The organism is Massilia aerilata, assembly GCF_042656905.1.
GTDB lineage: Bacteria > Pseudomonadota > Gammaproteobacteria > Burkholderiales > Burkholderiaceae_D > Telluria > Telluria aerilata.
Window position 1 is genome coordinate 364691 of sequence record NZ_JBHSMZ010000004.1, and the last position, 16614, is coordinate 381304.

Genomic DNA, 16614 nt, shown 5'->3' on the forward strand with positions numbered 1-16614 from the left:
GATCAGCCCAGTTCGAGCCAGCCGTCCGAATACCAGGTGTAGAGCGCTTCCAGCACGTCGCTTGACGCTTGCTCCAGCATCGCGCCGCCCAGGCCGCGCTGGTTGGCCAGTACGTCGAGCAAGGTCTTGTCCGCACGGCCAACGGCAAAGGATTCGCCGTTGATGAACACGTGCTTGCCGCGGTACAGCATCAGCGTCTTCGGCGACAGTTTCAGTCCGCGCCTGGCGGCCTGCTCCATGAAGCGGCCGACGGTGAGCGGCTTGGCGACCGGGGTGAAGAACACATTGTGCTTGGGCTCGGACAGGTATTCGCCCATGAAGATGGTGACGTCTTCCTCGTCCCAGCGCACCTTGTTCAGTTCTTCGGTAATGCTGCTCAGCATTTCCTTCGGGATCTCGGCCGGGTTCTTGGCCGGCTGCAGGTCCGGGTCGGCGTAGCGGCCGGGCAGGTCGATCGCGTCGGCCATGAACTGCAGGAAGGCTTCGCCCATTTCCTGGAAGGACGGCGAGCGGAAGCCGATCGAATAAGTCATGCACTCGCCCTCGGCCACGCCGTCGTGGGCGTAGTGGGGCGGCAGGTAGAGCATGTCGCCCGGCTCGAGCACGAATTCCTGTTCCGGCTCGAAGTTGGCGAGGATCTTCAGCGGCAGGCCTTCGACCAGGCTCAGGTCCTGCTGGGCGCCGATGCGCCAGCGGCGCCGGCCCTGGGCCTGCAGCAGGAATACATCATAGGAATCGAAGTGGGGGCCGACACCGCCGCCGTCGGTGGCGAAGCTGACCATCAGGTCGTCCAGGCGCGCGTCCGGCACGAAGCGGAATTCGCGCAGGAGTTCGTCAGCCCTGGTGTCGTGCAGGTTGATGCCTTGCACCAGCATGGTCCACTCGCGCTGGCTGCGCGGCGGCAGTTCCTGGAGCGGACCGTGCTGCATGTCCCAGTGACCGTCGGCAAGGGTGACCAGGCGCGATTCGACGTGGTTCAGTCTGGCCAGTTCGGCCAGCTTGTCGAACTTGAGCAGCGGCTTGAAATCGGGGATCGCCTGCCGGATCAGCAGCGGCTTCTTGTGCCAGTAATCGCGGAGAAACTGGGCGGGAGTGATGTTCCCGAGGAGCTGTAATTTTTTCATGCCACATTATAATCTGTGCCGATAGGCCGGGAGCCTCAAGGGGCCTCGAAAAACCGTAGCGAGCGGAAGCAGTGGTGGCCGAGAAGCGCAGCCGTACATCCGGTACGGCGAGCATCGCAGGCCGCCAATGCGACGCGCAGTAGGTTTTGCGAGGCCCGAGCCAACGGGGGGTATAATCGGCGCCTCAATCACGAAAGGAAGCGCAATGAAGATTGCCCAGAACACGGTGGTATCGGTCAACTACAAGCTGTCCGACGCCCAGAACAACCTGATCGAAGACGGTGCCCAGCCGATGGTGTACCTGCACGGCGGTTACGAAAACACGCTGCCGAAGATCGAAGAGGAACTGGACGGCAAGGAAGTGGGCTACTCGTCGACCATCCAGATCGAGCCGGAAGACGCCTTCGGCGACTACGACCCGAGCCTGCTGAAGGTGGAAGAGCGTTCGCGCCTGCCGGAACCGCTGGAAGTCGGCATGCAGTTCGAAGGCATGGCCGAGGGCGGCGAAGAAGAACCGACCATCTTCACCGTGACCGAAGTCGCGGACGACAAGGTCGTGCTCGACGGTAACCACCCGCTGGCCGGCATGGCCCTGCGCTTCGAGCTGTCGGTGATCGACGTGCGCGCCGCCACCGAAGAAGAAATCGCCCACGGTCACGTGCACGGTGCCCATGGCCACCATCACGGCCATGAGGACATGGACGACGGCGACGAAGGCGACGAAGGCGACCACTTCCGCAGCCAGCCGCTGAACTAAGCTCGACAGCTGATTCGGCGAATGGGAAAACGGGCCGCTGGTTGCGGCCCGTGCTCATTTGCGTCTGCTCATTTGCGCAGTTTTATCTGCTCATTTGATCGCCTTCGGATGGCGTGGTTCTTCCTCTTTTTCCGGCTCCGTTTCCCCGACCTTGAACAGGGTCTTGCGCGCCGGGTCCACCGTCACCTCGATCTCTTCCTTGCCGACCGACAGATGGCCGAGATTGCCGCGCCATTCGATCGCCGGCTTCGCGCCTTTCGCCAGCGGCGCGCTGTCCACCAGCAGCACCTTGCCCGGGAATTTCTGCGCCAGCGCCAGCACCTGGCGGCGCGTCTCGGCAAAGCCGTCGTTGTCCGGCACCGCGCGGCGCAGCAGGGCGCGCAGGCCGGTCGGCTGCGATAGCGCCTTCAAATCGCCCTCGGCAAACAACACGATCGCTTCCAGCTTGTCGCGCTTCGCGATCGCGAACAGGCGGTTCAGCCAGAAGCGGTTGGCCACCAGCCGGTCTTCGTATTCGCTGTTGCGGCCCGCTTCCGTGAGGTAGTGGTTGTTGTTGGCCGGAAGATTCAGTGCCGCATACAGCACCTTGCCGACCGCCCAGTGGGCATTCTCGGCATAGCTGCGGAAACGCGGGCTCATCGACTGGCGCGTGAGCGGCAGCGTGCGCGCGCCCAGCGATTGCGGCTCGGCGTAGAACAGCTCGCGGATCCGGTTCAGGCGCTCGATGGCGTTGGTGCGGCCGGCGCTGTTGCGGCACTCGGTCCAGTCGCTGGCGGCGGGCACGACGATGGCGGGCCGGCGCGCATCGGCCACCAGCTCGCGGCGCTGCTGGTACAGCTTGTCGCTGCAGGCTTCCTTCGCGCCCTTGATGCCGGTGACGACGACGAAGGCGGTCGACTTGTCGTCGGCTTCATCGATCGCCTGCTTGAGGCGTGCCTCGCCGCCGTCGCCCAGGCTATGGCCGATGATGGCGAAGCGATGGGTGTCGTCGTCGGCCTTGGCGTCCTTCGGGCTTTTTGCCGCCAGCGCGCCGCCGGCGAACAGGATGGCGGTGAGAAGAACGCCCAGGCGTCGGCGGGTCACTGGCATTATGCGCTGGCCAGACGCTTGAGCTCATACAGGCGCTCGAGCGCTTCGCGCGGGGTCAGGGCATCCGGGTCGATCGCATCCAGCAGGGTCAGGGCCGGCGATTCTTCCGCCGCCTGGACCGCGGCCGCGGCTTGCGGCGCATCAAGCGGCGTGTCCGCGGGGGCCTCGTCGTCGCAGGGCGCGGCGGCGAACAGATCCAGCTGCGGGGTCGCATCCAGCGCCTGCGATTCGAGGCGCGCCAGGTGCTTGCGCGCGGCGCGGATCACGCTTGCGGGCACGCCCGCCAGCTGGGCCACCTGCAGGCCGTAGCTCTGCGAGGCCGGGCCGTCCTGCACCGCGTGCAGGAACACGATGCTGTCCTTGTGCTCGACCGCCGACAGGTGCACATTGGCCGCGCTCGGATGCGATTCCGGCAGCTGCGTCAGTTCGAAGTAGTGGGTCGCGAACAGCGTGAAACTGCGGCTGGCGTCGATCAGATGCCGCGCGATGGCCCAGGCCAGGGCGAGACCGTCGAAGGTCGAGGTGCCGCGGCCCACTTCGTCCATCAGCACCAGCGAGTGCTCGGTGGCGCCATTCAGGATCGCCGCCGATTCCGTCATCTCGACCATGAAGGTGGAGCGGCCGTTGGCCAGGTCGTCGGAGGCGCCGATGCGGGTGAAGATGCGGTCGATCGGGCCGATGGCCGCGCTGGCCGCCGGCACATAGCTGCCGACGTAGGCCAGCAGCGTGATCAGCGCGACCTGGCGCATGAAGGTCGACTTACCGCCCATGTTCGGACCGGTAATCAGGAGCAGGCGCCGCTCGTTCGACAGCTTGCAGTCGTTGGCGATGAAGCGCTCGATCTGGTTCTCGACCACCGGATGGCGGCCCTCGACGATGGTGAGGCAAGGGTCGTCCACCAGCTGCGGCCTGCACCAGTTGTTGCGGACCGCGTGCGAGGCCAGCGCCACCAGCGCGTCGATCCGGGCGATGCCGGAAGCGATGGTCTGCAGGCAGGCGATGTGCGGCGCCAGGTCGGCCAGCAGCAGGTCGTACAGCAGCTTCTCGCGCGCCAGTGCGCGGTCCTGCGCGGACAGGGCTTTGTCCTCGAAGGCCTTCAGTTCCGGCGTGATGTAGCGCTCGCAGTTCTTCAGGGTCTGGCGGCGGCGGTAGTCCTCGGGCACCTTGTCGGCCTGGCCGTTGGTGACCTCGATGTAGAAGCCGTGCACGCGGTTGTACTCGACGCGCAGGTTGGCGATGCCGGTGCGGGCGCGCTCGCGCGCCTCGAGTTCGACCAGGAACTGGCCGGCGTTTTCGGACAGCGCGCGCAGCTCGTCGAGCTCCGCATCGAAGCCGCGCGCGAACACGCCGCCGTCGCGCACCATGGCCGCCGGTTCCTCGGCCACGGCGCGCACCAGCAGGTCCAGGCAGTGCTCGGGAATCGCGATGGCTTCATGGATGTCGCGCAGCAGGCCGCAGTTCGCCGATCCTTCACCGGGGATGAAGCAGCTTGCCACCAGCTCGCGCAGCACCGGCAGCTGTTTCAGGCCGTCGCGCAGGCAGGCCAGGTCGCGCGGACGCGCGGTGAGCAGGGCGATGCGGGTGGTGATGCGCTCGACGTCCGGCACATGGGCCAGGGTGCCCGACATCGCCGCCATCGCATCGTGCTCGGCCAGCGCGGCGATCGCCTCGTGGCGGCCGCGCGCCACCGACTGGTCGCGCTTCGCATGGTGGATCCAGTGGCGCAGCAGGCGCGAACCCATCGCGGTGCGGCAGCCGTCCAGCAGAGAAAACAGGGTGGGAGCGTCGGTCCCGCGGATGGTCTCGGTCAGCTCCAGGTTGCGGCGCGTGGCGGCATCCAGGCCGATGAATTCGCTCTCCGATTCGACGGCCAGGCTCTTCACGTGCTGCAGGCCGCGGCCCTGGGTCGATTGGGCATAGCGCAGCAGCGCGCCGGCCGCGCCGAAAGCGGCGCCGAGGCCGTCGCAGCCGAAGCCCGACAGCGTCGACACGCCCAGCTGGTCGAGCAGCGCCTTGTGGCCGTGCACGACCTCGAAATGCCATTCCGGCACGCGCTGCTGGTGGCCGATGCTGGTCTCCTCAAACATGTCGCCGCCGTGGGCATCCGCGCGCAGGACCTCGGCCGGCGCGATGCGCTCCAGTTCCTGCACCAGGCGCAGCGCGGCGTTCTTCGAGTCGGCGCTGAACTCCATCAGCTTGAGCGCGCCGCTGGCCAGCGACAGCCAGGCCAGGCCGGTGGTGACATGCTTGCGGTTCGGGACCGTGCACACCGCCAGCAGCGGGCGCTCGGCCTTCTCCGGCAGCAGGTCCGAATCGGTCAGGGTGCCCGGCGTGACCACGCGCACTACCTTGCGCTCGACCGGTCCCTTGGACAGGGCCGGATCGCCGATCTGTTCGCAGATCGCGCAGGACTCGCCCAGCTTGACCAGCTTGGCCAAGTAGGGATCGAGCGCGTGGAAGGGCACGCCCGCCATCTTGATCGGATTGCCGTTGGAAGTCCCGCGCGCCGTCAGCGTGATGCCGAGGATGCGCGAAGCCTTCTCGGCATCCTCGAAGAACAGCTCGTAGAAGTCGCCCATGCGATAGAAGACCAGCATGGTCGGGTACTCGCCCTTGATGCGCAAATATTGCTGCATCATTGGGGTGTACTTACTTTTCTCAGCGTTCGCAAGTGCTTGATCTAGCGGCATTTCGTTATCTAACTTCATGATTCTTATGGGTTTTCGTTCGTCCGCCTGGGGTTTTAACTTTAGTCACGACGCGTCATAACACATCACTACACTTCATAAATTAGCGTAGCTTTTTCACTGTACGGTTGAGTAAGTTACGCTAGAATTCTCGTTTGCTGCGCGGGGTGCTTTGAAACCTACGCCGGACTTACGCCGCGAGAGGACTATGCCATTTGATGCCCGAGAGGCCAAGCTACTGGAGCCAGGCCAACACTTTACCATTTCCGAATGTCCTGGGCTCCGTTTCGAGGTCTCGACGTCGGCTCGATCGTTTATTTATCGGTACAAGAGTCCAGTGGACCAGCGCATGCGCCAGGTCAAAATCGGCGAGTGGCCGAAAACCAGTATCTCGGCTGCAACCGTCGAGTGGGAAAAGCTGCGAGACATCCGCGCCGCCGGCCGCGACCCTGCTGTTGAGCGGCGCACGAATCGGCTGAGAGAAAAGGAAGAGCGGATGGCAGCACGCGAAGCAGCGAGCCGGCAGCTTACTGTACGGCGACTCTGCAATCTATACCTTGAGGGGCATGTTGACCGAAATCGAAATGAGAAGAGCGCAGCGGAGACGCGGCGCACGCTTCAAAAAGTATTGAATGACCACCCAGACTTCGCTGAGCTCGACCCAGCGATGGTCAACCGAGCAAAAGCATTTGCGACCTTGGAGCACTACCTCGATATCCCTGTGCAGGCCGGGAGGATCCGAGCGGAGTTTGGAGCTGTTTGGGACTACGGGCACGACGCCGGCAGGCTGGACGAAGAAGTGCCGAACTGGTGGCGTCAAATCATGCGCGGCAAACTACGAAGCAAAGGCCATATTCGGGAGGGTGTTGCAATTGGTACTGCCAAGCGCGTACTCAAGCCTGACGAAATCGGCACGTTACTGCGATGGCTGCCGAACTTCTCCCGACTGGTCGAAGACGTGGTCACTTTGTACATGTGGACCTGCACGAGAGGTAGCGAGATCCTTGCAATGGAGAGGTGCGACATCTCCCGCGAGGGCGACACTTTGTGGTGGACGATACCGAAAGCTAAAACCAAGAACTCGCGGCGGGATGGGGCTACTGACCTGCGTGTCCCTCTAGTAGGCCGTGCTGAAGCAATCGTTAAGCGGCGGGTTGAGTTGGTAAAGGACGGGTATCTGTTCCCATCTGATGGACGCAGTGGCCATGTTGAACAGAAGACGATCAGCGCGATGGTGTGGATGCACCAGCCTTATGCAAAAGTACGACCCGAATATGAAAGGGCTCGCTTACCGGTGTCGCACTGGTCGGTGCATGATCTTCGACGCACCGGTCGGACACAGCTCGCGGTCCTTAGTTGTCCCGATGAAATTGCTGAGGCGGTGCTTGGGCACATGCCTGGTGGGATCGTCGGTGTTTATAACCTTCACCGATATGACAAGGAGCGACGTGAGTGGTTGACGAGACTAAGTGACCATTACGAGGCTTTGAGCAAGACTAGATGAGTTGTCAATGAGGAAGTGCGTGGATCGTCAAGCCGCCTAGACGGCTAGGTCTTCTTGCTGAGTTGTTCCGATGACCATATGCATGGTAGTGGCGTTCAGGCTGTTGAGCGACTTTGGCGGCTGAGTTCTAGTAGTAGTGTATGATCCCCAAATTCAGAGGCTTCTGACAACTATCAGAGATCGACATGCAACGTAAAACACTTAAGAAGCAGGCTGTTGTCTTCGGCAGCTTTAACTTTCCACCTGCTCCCGATACCACGCTTAAACTGCTGCAAATCTTTGCTTCAGCCGGCTTCCTGCCGCAAATGATTAATATGGTCGACCCGGTCTCTGGTATGAATAGTCAGAAATTCAGCCTAGTACGGGAAAATTATTTTCAGATGCATTTTGGGTCGGACAGAATTGATATCTTTTCTCTCGACCCAAATGATAAAAGCGATTTGTCAAGTTTCATTTCGGAAACAGTCAGCTTGCTTTCTAGGCTTGAAGGTGGGACGTTGAATTTCACCAGAATTGCATTGGTATTGGATTATGTTTTAGAGGGCGCAAATCCAGAGCAAATTTCGCATCTGTCTTCTCGTCTGCTGCCGCAGAGTACCGGTCCTTTGCTGGAGTGGGTGGCACGGTGGGTTGAGACGCGAGTTCGCGGGGCGGAAACGTATAACGTCTGCTTTGAAGCTAATCTTGCGCAGGGATTGCACCTGGTCGTAAATAACCAGATGCTTGCCGTGAATGGCGTAAAAATTATGCATGATATAAGTACTTCCCAAGCGCATATCTCCACGAGATTTAATATAGGAAATCTTCAAGACAGCTTTAATGCTATCATCGAAATGATCGAGCAAGAAAAATCGTTAGTTCACTTTGAATAGAGGATTTATCGTGGAGAACTTGAGTTCGGGATTCGGCTTGTTCGGTGTAAATTCGTTTCAACGTAGTATTTCGTCCAACGACTTTACTACGGGTGTTGGGAAAACATTAATCACCAGTTTTTCTTGGTCGCCTCCAAACAGTTCTGCGAACACAACGAATAATACTTCTAACGGCTCACCTGGAAAGCGTTCGAATTATATTTCTGGTAACGAGCAAACGAAAGCTCTACTCGCTCGGCAGGCTATTTGCGATGAGGCTATTAAGGAGTTCATAGAAACTTCGCGGCAGGAGAACTTTGAATATGGCTACACGCCCCCGTCGGAACGCTTCATCCACGAATTTGCAAAAGAGCATCCGATGATATTGGCTGATTTAATTCAAGGGATTCTACTTGCCGAGTCTAAAAGCTCGACAGTAATGGTTGCTCTTATGAATGCTATTGGTTCGATGCGCTACGAAGATATTCGGCCGTATGGGCAGACGACGGCACTTGCTGCAATTACCAACCAATCGGTGGAGGTAAAAGAAGCTGCAATTCGTGCGTACGAAACGTGGGGTCATCCTGAAGGTGCTCATGTGCTAAGTACGGTTGATTGTCCTTGGCCCTGGCTTGACGATTATCGCAAGCAAGTAATTGAGGACCTCGGTGCTGCATGAGTTATCTTGTAAGGAAAATCGAGAGAGCGCGTTGGACTGGCTCCGACGAGGCTGGTGGTCGAATCATGGCGGACGTCGCAGCAAGTTGCATTAAACCAAACGCTAGCGAACTGTCGGTATGGTTTGCTGCGGACGACGCTGAACTGGAAGATGCGCGTTTAGCTATGCTCGCTGCAATGAACAAGCTGGCTACAGTGTCGTTAGTCGAGATACCAGTTAAAGAAATTGAAGAAGCTGGTTTGCAATTAGTAGAGTCGGTTCCTAAGGTTGGTCCAGAAAGCATGAAGCTACTGCATCGGGATATTGCGGATTTGGATCTGAATACACTACATACGGTCGCGAAAATTATCCAACGACACCTGGCTGAGAAAAAGGATAAGCGAATTACGATGAGCCAGTGTAGAGATATTCTCAAGAAAGCTATCGCTGACGAGAGATTCCCAATTAGCCAGCTTCACGCAGATATTTCGAAAAAGCTTTGATAGTTGTATTTCAGTGCGGTCGCTTTAGTGCTGTGTTTGGCGGCGGTGGTAAATCAGAAACCGGCCGCGCTTCTGCCCATTCTTCAATCTCTCGGACGAGCCATCCGACACGCCTACCCGAAAGCTGTCGCGGACGTGGAAACTCACCGTCACGGACTAGTCGCTGTACGGTAGTGGCTGCTAGTGCGACAGCAGCGGCAACAGCTTCAAGTTCAAGATAAATCGGCTTCACAACGAATTCCAAAATTAGTTTGCATTGTTCGTGGACTCAATGTTGAGGTACTCACGCCATGGCACCTTTTTGCCATTGACAAGAAAACCCCACGTGCCGCGGTAGCGCCAGGTAACGAAGAGCGTCCAGACCCCACACTCAGGCACCCGCGTAATGGCGTGGAACTCCCCGAATTTCAATGCGGCCGTTTCGCCTTCGCTGCGCTCGATGTCCCAAAATTCACCCTCGCGCTCTTCCAGGTACCATCCACGAAGAATGAACGTCCGTGCGTTCCAAGGGTGATCATGCAAATGCCGATCCTGATCGGGCCGCATGATCTTGTGGAGTCGAATCGATGGCAGCAGATTGCCCTTGCCCGATGAGTCAGCCGGGTACGGGTTAAACAGCCAATAGCGCTCCATGTACACGTCACCATCCTTTGTGATGTGCGAATAGGGCGTGCGCATCGCGCGGCAGATGAGCCAGTCGACAACGGCTGGCCGCGCGAGCAGTTTTGCGACTAGCTTAAGCATTTTTATCATCCTTGTCGCCAATGGCGGCAGCTGGGCGGGCGTCGCTCAGCAGCCGAGCGTTGTCGTAGCCATCGGCGTCCTTTACGCGGACGAAGACGCGATGGAGATGCGGATTGCCGCCTAAGTCGCCCCATGCGTAGTATCCGGTGACGGTGTGTTCGACCCATGCATCTTGGCGAGCCAGATGGATCAGTACTTTCGAGCCGACTGGCGGCAGCTTGTCCCCCTCAACCGGGTCCAGAACATCCCGCTGGGTGGCGCGCGCTTCGTCGGCATCAAACAATCGCTGCACTTCGGCCACTGGATTGCCTTCTTCTTCCATGCCGAGAATGGTCAGGATGCGGCAATAGCTGTCCGCCTCATGCGCCGGGACACGGATCAGTTCAACGTCCCCCGCATGCGCCTGCTCATCTACAGCTACGGGCTGCGGAGCCAGCTTCGCAACCAGCCGCCGGATGTTCGGCACGTTCGTCCCGCGCACCTGGATCTCTGGAAAGCCGTACTTGCTCATCTCCGTGTCGATGCCGAGCGAGTGCAGCGCGTCGACGATTTGCTTATCCGTCAGCCACGGCGCGACAGTCGCCTTCTCGTGATCGACAGGGCTGACCGGCTCGGGCCAAGGCGGTAGCACCTGTGCAACCTGCGCCGCCAGAGCTGCAGGTTGCGTAGTAGCGCGGCGGGCAACGATCTGCTCAACTACTTTGGCGGCCTCATCGCACGCGCTCGACTGCTGGCTGTCACTCCAGTCCGCGGTCCCAGTCGCAAGTTTTAGGTATTGACGAAGCTGGCGCGCGGCGCTGCGCAGTCGCTCGGCTAACTCTTCCAGGGCGAGATCGGTGCCGGTAGCTTGAGTTTTGTCGGTCATGCCGCAATCCTTTCTTTGCCGTGGAGCTGGGCTAACGTCTGTGCTTTCGCCTCAGCCAAAATTTCATCGTCTGGCCACGATGGGTGCTGCAACCGCAGATCCTGCGCAATGCGGAGCACCAGCGGCCGACGCACCTGACTGTCGCTGTCGAGTTGAATTCCGAAATCGTTCTTATGCATTGCTGTTTTCCTCGCTGGGTGCGGTGGGTTTTATCTGGATGTCGGCGCTGTCGATCGCATCCGTAATCCCTTTCAGCCAGACGATCATCCCAATGCCACTTCCGCCATGGTGGACCGTTAAGCTATTGATGAACTGGTGCTTGCCTTGGTAGAGCACTGGTCTGCAGCAGTGCGCCGACTTCAGCAGCCGCAGCTGGTGCGCGTACGCATCCAGGTCGAGCGGCTCGTCCTGGCTGTTCGGTACGGGGCCCGTCATGCAGCCTCCAGCATCGCGGCAATTACGTCGCGCGCAGCCGGCGGGCAGACAGCATTGCCCAACATGTGCACGGCTTCGGTGTGTTTAGTCGGCAGGATGTAGTTATCGGGGAATCCCATGGCGGCGCGGCACTCCTGCGCAGTCAGCATGCGTGTACGGTTACCGTCAACAACGCCCCAGCGGTCGCGCGTGGTGATGGTGCCCAGTGGCCTGCTCAAGCAGCGCCCTGTCAGGCCGGAGCCGCCACCGTAATACGGCATGACGAAGCGGTCGCCATGCGCGCGGCGGCCTGCTTGGACCCTGCGCAACGTCGCCGCGGCGCGGCCGGGCTTCTCGATCGGCTGCCAATTGCCAGCGCTGAAGTCGATGATGCTTCGCGCTGGCACGTGTGCTCGCTTTTCCAGCCGGAGCATAATCGAGTGCTTGGCTCGGACGGCAACGATGAACAGGCGCTCACGGTGCTGAGGCGCGCCGTGGTCCGCCGCGTCGACGATCATCGGCGTCAGGGCGTAGCCCAAAGCGTCCATCGCGGCGCACCAGGCAGGGTAGAGCGCCCAGCGCGTGAACTCTGGCACGTTCTCGATCACTGCAAACGCCGGGCGATGATGTTCGGCGGCGGACACCACTGCCCAGGCGGTCGAGCGGCTGGCGTCATGCTGGGGGTTCCCATTGGCCTTGCCGCGTGCCTTGCTATGTCCCTGGCAGCACGGTGACGCCATCAGCAAATCATGGCGAGGTACTTCCATCCAGTTCGCCTGCTGCAGATCTTGGCATGCGTGCTGGGCATTCGGGTGATTCTGTGCGTGAATCGTGACGGCGGCAGGCCAGTGGTTCGCCGCCCACACGACGTCGACGCCGGCCATCTGGGCACCGGTGCTGAATCCGCCCGCTCCAGAGAAAAGGTCGATCGCTTTCATCATGCTTTCGTATGGAACGATGGCTTCTCGCGGATCGACCAGGCCGGGATATCGTCGCGCGTACCGCGGCTGTTCAGGCGGTACTTTGCGCTCAGCCCGTTGGTGGCGTAGATGTTCCCGCGATACGCGGCGGGGGCCTTCTGACCGACATAAGGCGCAGACTGATGCTTGGGAGCGAAATGTTGTTTCGTGCTTTCGGTCAGATCGATCTTGCCGTCCTGTGTCTGGTGCAGCCAGTTGATCTCGAAAGCGTACTTCAGCCTGCTTTTTGGCGCACTACCAGAGCCGAAATCGACCGCGGCGAACAAGGCTTCGACGGTCAACGGGCCGACCTCCTTGATGTGCACGGCGGCACTATAGATCGCGCTTAGTATGCTGGGAACGATATCCATAATCGTACGGGTTCTTTGTGATCTGCTGAGGTAGGGATGCGCCCGCATTGCGGGCGCTCCAGACTTACGGCTTACCAATCAGGACGGTGAAGCCGCTTTCGCGTGCCTTGTCCACGTAGGCATTGAACGCGTCTTCGATCGCGTTCTCGACGCGGTCCAGCTCGTACCAAAACTTGACCTTGCCGCCGCCCAGGCGGTATTTGAGGCGTGCGCGCACCTTGTAGCCGTCGCCGTTCTTGAAGAGGCGCAGGCCCAGAGCGAATTCGCGCGGGATCATGATGTCGCCGGCGCCGGCGCGCGCATCGATGTTCTCGGTATAGGTCAGCTGCACCTGGCCGTTGTCGAGGCGGCGGTGCGAGCTGAAGGCGACTTCGGTCTTGGCCTGCAGCGTCAGCGCGACCTGGAGCATGGTTTCGCCGCTCGGCTCGCTGATGTCGGCCACGTTATCCTCGAGGAAAACCGCAAACTCTTCCTGGTCCATCGGCTTGCGGTCGTTCTTGTACCAGGCTGAGAATTCACGGCTCAGTTCGGCCGTATAGCTCACGCGGAAGTCGCGCCAGGCCGGCAGGCCGCCGTGGCCCTGCTCATGGTCGTTGAGCACCGCCACCAGTGCGCGGGTGTCCGCGTGAGCATAGATGTAGCAGCTGTCTTCCGCTGCCTGATCGGCCACGTATTGGAGGAAGCTCGGCAGGTCGGACAACACGACCGCGCCGCTCTTGCGGTACGGCTCCGGCAGGGCGTTTTCGATCGCCTTGGTGACGTCGATGTGCTTGTAGTCGGGCGGCAGGATCAGGAAGTGCGCATCGCCGATGGCGCGCACGTTCGCGGCGGCGACGGTGAGGGCACCCAGTTGAGCGATGGCGGAATCGCTGATCTGCAGGTGTTCCTGGGTTTGGACGGCTGCGGCCAGCTGGCCGGCGACGATGCCGGATGCCGACGCGTTCTGGGATTCGTTCATTGCGCTTCCTTAAGTTGAGGTGGTTGGGATGCCGACACTTCGCGCAGTTCGAGCGATTGCTGGCGGGGATGCTTGCGGGAGAGCTCGTTGTCGTCCGTGACCCAGAAGAAGTCCTCGCCGCGTTCCGGCTTGGGCAGGTCGACCTTGACGTTGTCGACGATGACGACCTTGTCGACGTCCTTGCCGCGGGCGCCCGGCTTGACCTTGATCTGTAGGGTCAGGCTGCCGCCTTTTCCGGTATCCTTGACGGCGGCAAGCAGGTCGGCCAAGCCGGTCGACAGCTCGGAGTGGGCGCGGCCGTCGCGCAGGTCCTGCAGAAACACGGCGAATGCTTGGGTACTCATGCTTGAGTCTTCTCCTGGGTAGTAGTGGTGGTAGGTGCTTCGGGCAAATGCATCCAGTGCGTAATGCGCTCCGGCTCGATGGGGATGCCTTCCTGCGCACGCCATCCGAGCCCGTCGCGATACATCAGCGACACTTCGCGATCGGTAAGGGCGGCCAGGACAGTGATGTCGTCGTCAGGCAGCTTCGTGCCGACTGCGATCCATTCGACGGTGAGCTTGTTGCTCACCTGGTCGGATCCAGCCTCGGCGAACATCTTCGGCGTCGCCTTGGTCTTGCCACTGGCCTTGGCCTTCTCGACGCCTTCCCGGATCACCTTGCCGGCCTTGCTGCCGTGCTTCTTCACCAGTGCGACCGCAGTGGTGCCCGTTACCTCGCCGGCATTGATCGCCTGGTGTACGTCGCTGTTCGCCTCGGCCAGGACGATCATGTCCTTCACGTGCTGGACCGACTTGCCGACGCGGTCGGCGATCTGCTTCTCGGTCCAGCGGAAGCCGATCAGCTTGCGGTACTGGACGCCCAGCTGCAGTGGCGTGAGCGGCAGACCGGATGCACTGCTGATCATGTGCGCCACACGGTCTGCGTCGTTGCCGCGGAACTGACGGACGTCGATCGACTTGATGTCGGCGCCCTTCGAGATTGCGTCCAGCGCCGCGGCGTGGCGGTGGTGGCCGTCGACGATGAAGATGTGGCCATCCTCCACGCGCACCTCGAGGGGAGGGAAGACCGCGCCGCTGCGCCAGGCAAGGGACATCTCGGCGACGTGGTCTGCATTCAGCGGGCGGGCATTGAAGCCTTCCTCGACCTCCAGCACGCGAGGGTCCACGGCAAACGAAGTCACCTTGGAGACGTTCGGATTATTCTTGTCTTCGGCAGCGGCCTTGAGCGAGGCCATATGGTTTGCGTAAGCCATTATTGTTGGGGTGTCGCCTCGGCGATCACTCTTTGTCGTTAGCCTGCAGCTTTTTCACATCGACCCGGCTGCGGCGCTGCATGTGCCGGCGGGCCACCGCCTCCAAAACAATTTTGAGGGCCGGGGTCTTGAGCATTTCGTCGAGCGGCGACGGCGTCCGAAGCCAGCTGTGTGCGACTTCGAGGGCAGCGCGGTCCGGCGCAATGCGGTTCATGTCAGCGCACCAACATGGTGTAGGCGCGACGCAGGGCATACCTGCGCGAGTTTCCGCACGAGCGGAAGTAGCGGTAGATGGCGAGGAATCGCATGTCAGGCTCCGTCAACTGGTTTTCCGGTCACGCTCGCGGTCATGCCGAGCATGCGCATCAGAGCGGCATCAGCATCGGCATATCCGAGCGACACCATCGAGCCAGCGAGGCGGGCGGCGAACGCGATGGCCCGGACGCCGGAAGGGGCGTTTTGGTCTTGAGAGACCGAATCAGCAATCTCTACGATCGTGGCGCGCAGCTGCTTAGCGGTTGCCATGCTCAGGCTCCGTCAGCGGGTAAAGTGGCTTGCGATGCCGGCACGCGGATCAATTTGCTGGCGCGGCGCACGATCTTGTGGGGTTCGCGGTTGCGACCTGCATAGCGCGGGTCGGAAGCGGTCTCCGGACCACTATGAAAGGGCTGCGCCGACTCCGTGCAGTACGGGCTCGGGCCGTCTTCCGGCCGTCGCAGGCGAATAGACTGATCCATCAGCGCACCCCCGGAACGACGGTGATGCCGCAGGGCTCATTGAAGAGGTTGCGGATCTGTTCTTCAGCCTCAGCGCTGGAGGCCGCGGGCAGTGAGAAGTACTCGGGCCCCTTGGCAGTGCGGGCGGTGACAAAGAAGACCCTCATGCCATCCTCCGATGGGCGCCGAGTGCGCGGGCCAGCGGCGGCGCCAAGCGAATGCCGGCAGCGCGAGTAGCGTCGAGGAAGTTGACCGCGTTTTCGTGCGGGATGTTGGTCAAGACCAGCGTGTCGGCACGCACTGGGCAGCCTGGCGTCCAATCGTCGACGATGCGGTCTTTGCCGTAGTGGCGGGCAAGGGCAGCTGCATGCGCGCTTTTGCCGCATCCCTGAGGACCGTAGATAATTGTGCCCTTGTCAGAAGCCGTTGCGCTTGCTACTTCAGCATGTTCAGTCGTCATTGTTCGATCCCTCAGGTCGCTATCAATGACTCTATTTAAACACGGTGTTTAGTACAGTGTCAAACACTATGTTTAATCTGCCGACATGTGCCTTGGAAGCCGCTGGGCACTGGCGTAAAAAAGCCCGCTAGCACGGCGGGCTGGTAGGTGAGGACGGTAAGTTGAGTCTAAGCCATGACGCCTTCGCAGAGCTCTTTCCATCTGCTCTCGAACAGTCTTTTGTTTGCTTTTTCGTCCATCTCACGGTCAGAGTACTCGGGTACATCGACTCCCTCTTTCCTCCACTGGATATATTGTCTCAGCAACTCGTTTTTTCGTTCTAACTGCGCAATTATATCGGCGGTCTTCCATTCACCGAGTACCCCATCATGTTCTATGTACACCGATTGTTCGTTGACCGAAATGTATTTCCTAAACCCGATGTATCCGCCCATTGAATTTTTTGCATTAACCTCGCCGCAGAGGACGCCAGCCCGGGTCAAGCGTTCATCACGGAACTGTGCGCTTGCGGGATCTTTTAGAAGTCTCGTCATCGGAGTCCGTGCTGACGGGATAGCGACCCACGCGTCGAATTTCAGATAGAAAAGGACAGCTGCCAGCGTAGCTGCCGTTGCCAAAATGGTCCCGCCGATTTGAATTCTGTTCATGTTGGCTTATGAGAAAGACTAGGGGCGAGGTTCTGCGGTTTGGTTACGCATT

Annotated in this window: 23 protein-coding genes; 5 read left to right on the top strand and 18 right to left on the bottom strand. The window is 60.4% G+C overall.

Going from position 1 to position 16614, the window contains the following annotated elements; all coding sequences use genetic code 11:
* Window positions 1–2: 2 nt before the first annotated feature.
* Complete coding sequence (locus ACFPO9_RS06455; RefSeq protein WP_379768602.1) at window positions 3–1124, bottom strand: JmjC domain-containing protein; 1122 nt, start codon at window positions 1122–1124, stop codon at window positions 3–5.
* Window positions 1125–1329: 205 nt separating this feature from the next.
* Here ACFPO9_RS06455 and ACFPO9_RS06460 point away from each other — a divergent pair, with 205 nt between their 5' ends.
* A complete protein-coding gene (locus ACFPO9_RS06460; RefSeq protein WP_379768604.1) occupies window positions 1330–1881 on the top strand; it encodes an FKBP-type peptidyl-prolyl cis-trans isomerase in 552 nt (183 codons plus the stop codon).
* 90 nt (window positions 1882–1971) lie between these two features.
* Here the strand turns inward: ACFPO9_RS06460 and ACFPO9_RS06465 are convergent, their stop codons facing one another.
* Both ACFPO9_RS06465 and mutS read right to left on the bottom strand, forming a co-directional pair.
* A complete protein-coding gene (locus ACFPO9_RS06465) occupies window positions 1972–2970 on the bottom strand; it encodes a hypothetical protein (RefSeq protein WP_379768606.1) in 999 nt (332 codons plus the stop codon).
* Window positions 2970–5609, bottom strand: coding sequence for a DNA mismatch repair protein MutS (mutS, locus tag ACFPO9_RS06470; protein WP_379768608.1), 2640 nt, complete (start codon window positions 5607–5609; stop codon window positions 2970–2972). Before mutS ends, ACFPO9_RS06465 begins: the two co-directional genes overlap by 1 nt.
* A 256-nt stretch (window positions 5610–5865) precedes the next feature.
* On the opposite strand from mutS, the gene ACFPO9_RS06475 reads away from it, so the two are divergent.
* The 4 genes from ACFPO9_RS06475 to ACFPO9_RS06490 all read left to right on the top strand — a co-directional run bounded on the left by ACFPO9_RS06475 (window position 5866) and on the right by ACFPO9_RS06490 (window position 9173).
* Complete coding sequence (locus ACFPO9_RS06475; protein WP_379768610.1) at window positions 5866–7161, top strand: tyrosine-type recombinase/integrase; 1296 nt, start codon at window positions 5866–5868, stop codon at window positions 7159–7161.
* Between the two features lie 185 nt (window positions 7162–7346).
* Complete coding sequence (locus ACFPO9_RS06480) at window positions 7347–8033, top strand: hypothetical protein (RefSeq protein ID WP_379768612.1); 687 nt, start codon at window positions 7347–7349, stop codon at window positions 8031–8033.
* Between the two features lie 10 nt (window positions 8034–8043).
* Window positions 8044–8691, top strand: a complete 648-nt coding sequence (locus ACFPO9_RS06485) for a hypothetical protein (RefSeq protein ID WP_379768614.1) — start codon at window positions 8044–8046, stop codon at window positions 8689–8691.
* A 65-nt stretch (window positions 8692–8756) separates the two neighbouring features.
* A complete protein-coding gene (locus tag ACFPO9_RS06490; RefSeq protein WP_379768616.1) occupies window positions 8757–9173 on the top strand; it encodes a hypothetical protein in 417 nt (138 codons plus the stop codon).
* A 10-nt stretch (window positions 9174–9183) separates the two neighbouring features.
* Here the strand turns inward: ACFPO9_RS06490 and ACFPO9_RS06495 are convergent, their stop codons facing one another.
* The 15 genes from ACFPO9_RS06495 to ACFPO9_RS06565 all read right to left on the bottom strand — a co-directional run bounded on the left by ACFPO9_RS06495 (window position 9184) and on the right by ACFPO9_RS06565 (window position 16562).
* Entirely contained in the window at window positions 9184–9405 is a 222-nt protein-coding gene (locus ACFPO9_RS06495; protein ID WP_379768618.1) for a helix-turn-helix transcriptional regulator, read from the bottom strand.
* Between the two features lie 14 nt (window positions 9406–9419).
* On the bottom strand, window positions 9420–9917 hold the full coding sequence (locus ACFPO9_RS06500) for a hypothetical protein (protein ID WP_379768620.1): 498 nt from the start codon (window positions 9915–9917) through the stop codon (window positions 9420–9422).
* Window positions 9910–10782, bottom strand: coding sequence for a hypothetical protein (locus ACFPO9_RS06505; protein ID WP_379768622.1), 873 nt, complete (start codon window positions 10780–10782; stop codon window positions 9910–9912). The genes ACFPO9_RS06500 and ACFPO9_RS06505 overlap by 8 nt, the downstream gene beginning before the upstream one ends.
* Complete coding sequence (locus ACFPO9_RS06510) at window positions 10779–10961, bottom strand: hypothetical protein (RefSeq protein ID WP_379768624.1); 183 nt, start codon at window positions 10959–10961, stop codon at window positions 10779–10781. The genes ACFPO9_RS06505 and ACFPO9_RS06510 overlap by 4 nt, the downstream gene beginning before the upstream one ends.
* Complete coding sequence (locus ACFPO9_RS06515; protein WP_379768626.1) at window positions 10954–11217, bottom strand: hypothetical protein; 264 nt, start codon at window positions 11215–11217, stop codon at window positions 10954–10956. The genes ACFPO9_RS06510 and ACFPO9_RS06515 overlap by 8 nt, the downstream gene beginning before the upstream one ends.
* Window positions 11214–12137: a DNA cytosine methyltransferase gene (locus ACFPO9_RS06520; RefSeq protein WP_379768628.1), complete on the bottom strand. Its 924-nt coding sequence runs from the start codon at window positions 12135–12137 to the stop codon at window positions 11214–11216. The genes ACFPO9_RS06515 and ACFPO9_RS06520 overlap by 4 nt, the downstream gene beginning before the upstream one ends.
* Window positions 12134–12526 carry a hypothetical protein gene (locus ACFPO9_RS06525; protein WP_379768630.1) on the bottom strand — a complete coding sequence of 131 codons (393 nt, stop codon included), beginning with the start codon at window positions 12524–12526 and terminating at the stop codon, window positions 12134–12136. Before ACFPO9_RS06525 ends, ACFPO9_RS06520 begins: the two co-directional genes overlap by 4 nt.
* A gap of 64 nt (window positions 12527–12590) precedes the next feature.
* Window positions 12591–13484, bottom strand: coding sequence for a DUF2303 family protein (locus ACFPO9_RS06530; protein WP_379768632.1), 894 nt, complete (start codon window positions 13482–13484; stop codon window positions 12591–12593).
* Window positions 13481–13828: a hypothetical protein gene (locus tag ACFPO9_RS06535; RefSeq protein ID WP_379768634.1), complete on the bottom strand. Its 348-nt coding sequence runs from the start codon at window positions 13826–13828 to the stop codon at window positions 13481–13483. Before ACFPO9_RS06535 ends, ACFPO9_RS06530 begins: the two co-directional genes overlap by 4 nt.
* Window positions 13825–14739 (bottom strand): DUF551 domain-containing protein, encoded by a 915-nt coding sequence (locus tag ACFPO9_RS06540; protein WP_379768636.1) that lies wholly within the window; start codon window positions 14737–14739, stop codon window positions 13825–13827. Before ACFPO9_RS06540 ends, ACFPO9_RS06535 begins: the two co-directional genes overlap by 4 nt.
* A 25-nt stretch (window positions 14740–14764) precedes the next feature.
* Window positions 14765–14953 (bottom strand): hypothetical protein, encoded by a 189-nt coding sequence (locus tag ACFPO9_RS06545; protein ID WP_379768638.1) that lies wholly within the window; start codon window positions 14951–14953, stop codon window positions 14765–14767.
* 95 nt (window positions 14954–15048) lie between these two features.
* The gene (locus ACFPO9_RS06550) at window positions 15049–15264 is read right to left on the bottom strand and encodes a hypothetical protein (RefSeq protein ID WP_379768640.1); all 216 of its coding nucleotides are present in this window, start codon (window positions 15262–15264) and stop codon (window positions 15049–15051) included.
* 211 nt (window positions 15265–15475) lie between these two features.
* Entirely contained in the window at window positions 15476–15622 is a 147-nt protein-coding gene (locus tag ACFPO9_RS06555; RefSeq protein ID WP_379768642.1) for a hypothetical protein, read from the bottom strand.
* Entirely contained in the window at window positions 15619–15915 is a 297-nt protein-coding gene (locus tag ACFPO9_RS06560) for an ATP-binding protein (RefSeq protein ID WP_379768644.1), read from the bottom strand. The genes ACFPO9_RS06555 and ACFPO9_RS06560 overlap by 4 nt, the downstream gene beginning before the upstream one ends.
* A 167-nt stretch (window positions 15916–16082) precedes the next feature.
* The gene (locus tag ACFPO9_RS06565) at window positions 16083–16562 is read right to left on the bottom strand and encodes a hypothetical protein (protein ID WP_379768646.1); all 480 of its coding nucleotides are present in this window, start codon (window positions 16560–16562) and stop codon (window positions 16083–16085) included.
* Window positions 16563–16614: the final 52 nt, after the last annotated feature.

Coding starts and splice junctions, on each gene's coding strand:
- ACFPO9_RS06455 (WP_379768602.1), bottom strand. CDS start 1,124: ATGAAAAAATTACAGCTCCTCGGGAACATCACTCCCGCCCAGTTTCTC.
- ACFPO9_RS06460 (WP_379768604.1), top strand. CDS start 1,330: ATGAAGATTGCCCAGAACACGGTGGTATCGGTCAACTACAAGCTGTCC.
- ACFPO9_RS06465 (WP_379768606.1), bottom strand. CDS start 2,970: ATGCCAGTGACCCGCCGACGCCTGGGCGTTCTTCTCACCGCCATCCTG.
- mutS (WP_379768608.1), bottom strand. CDS start 5,609: ATGATGCAGCAATATTTGCGCATCAAGGGCGAGTACCCGACCATGCTG.
- ACFPO9_RS06475 (WP_379768610.1), top strand. CDS start 5,866: ATGCCATTTGATGCCCGAGAGGCCAAGCTACTGGAGCCAGGCCAACAC.
- ACFPO9_RS06480 (WP_379768612.1), top strand. CDS start 7,347: ATGCAACGTAAAACACTTAAGAAGCAGGCTGTTGTCTTCGGCAGCTTT.
- ACFPO9_RS06490 (WP_379768616.1), top strand. CDS start 8,757: ATGGCGGACGTCGCAGCAAGTTGCATTAAACCAAACGCTAGCGAACTG.
- ACFPO9_RS06500 (WP_379768620.1), bottom strand. CDS start 9,917: ATGCTTAAGCTAGTCGCAAAACTGCTCGCGCGGCCAGCCGTTGTCGAC.
- ACFPO9_RS06505 (WP_379768622.1), bottom strand. CDS start 10,782: ATGACCGACAAAACTCAAGCTACCGGCACCGATCTCGCCCTGGAAGAG.
- ACFPO9_RS06510 (WP_379768624.1), bottom strand. CDS start 10,961: ATGCATAAGAACGATTTCGGAATTCAACTCGACAGCGACAGTCAGGTG.
- ACFPO9_RS06515 (WP_379768626.1), bottom strand. CDS start 11,217: ATGACGGGCCCCGTACCGAACAGCCAGGACGAGCCGCTCGACCTGGAT.
- ACFPO9_RS06520 (WP_379768628.1), bottom strand. CDS start 12,137: ATGATGAAAGCGATCGACCTTTTCTCTGGAGCGGGCGGATTCAGCACC.
- ACFPO9_RS06525 (WP_379768630.1), bottom strand. CDS start 12,526: ATGGATATCGTTCCCAGCATACTAAGCGCGATCTATAGTGCCGCCGTG.
- ACFPO9_RS06530 (WP_379768632.1), bottom strand. CDS start 13,484: ATGAACGAATCCCAGAACGCGTCGGCATCCGGCATCGTCGCCGGCCAG.
- ACFPO9_RS06535 (WP_379768634.1), bottom strand. CDS start 13,828: ATGAGTACCCAAGCATTCGCCGTGTTTCTGCAGGACCTGCGCGACGGC.
- ACFPO9_RS06540 (WP_379768636.1), bottom strand. CDS start 14,739: ATGGCTTACGCAAACCATATGGCCTCGCTCAAGGCCGCTGCCGAAGAC.
- ACFPO9_RS06545 (WP_379768638.1), bottom strand. CDS start 14,953: ATGAACCGCATTGCGCCGGACCGCGCTGCCCTCGAAGTCGCACACAGC.
- ACFPO9_RS06550 (WP_379768640.1), bottom strand. CDS start 15,264: ATGGCAACCGCTAAGCAGCTGCGCGCCACGATCGTAGAGATTGCTGAT.
- ACFPO9_RS06555 (WP_379768642.1), bottom strand. CDS start 15,622: ATGAGGGTCTTCTTTGTCACCGCCCGCACTGCCAAGGGGCCCGAGTAC.
- ACFPO9_RS06560 (WP_379768644.1), bottom strand. CDS start 15,915: ATGACGACTGAACATGCTGAAGTAGCAAGCGCAACGGCTTCTGACAAG.
- ACFPO9_RS06565 (WP_379768646.1), bottom strand. CDS start 16,562: ATGAACAGAATTCAAATCGGCGGGACCATTTTGGCAACGGCAGCTACG.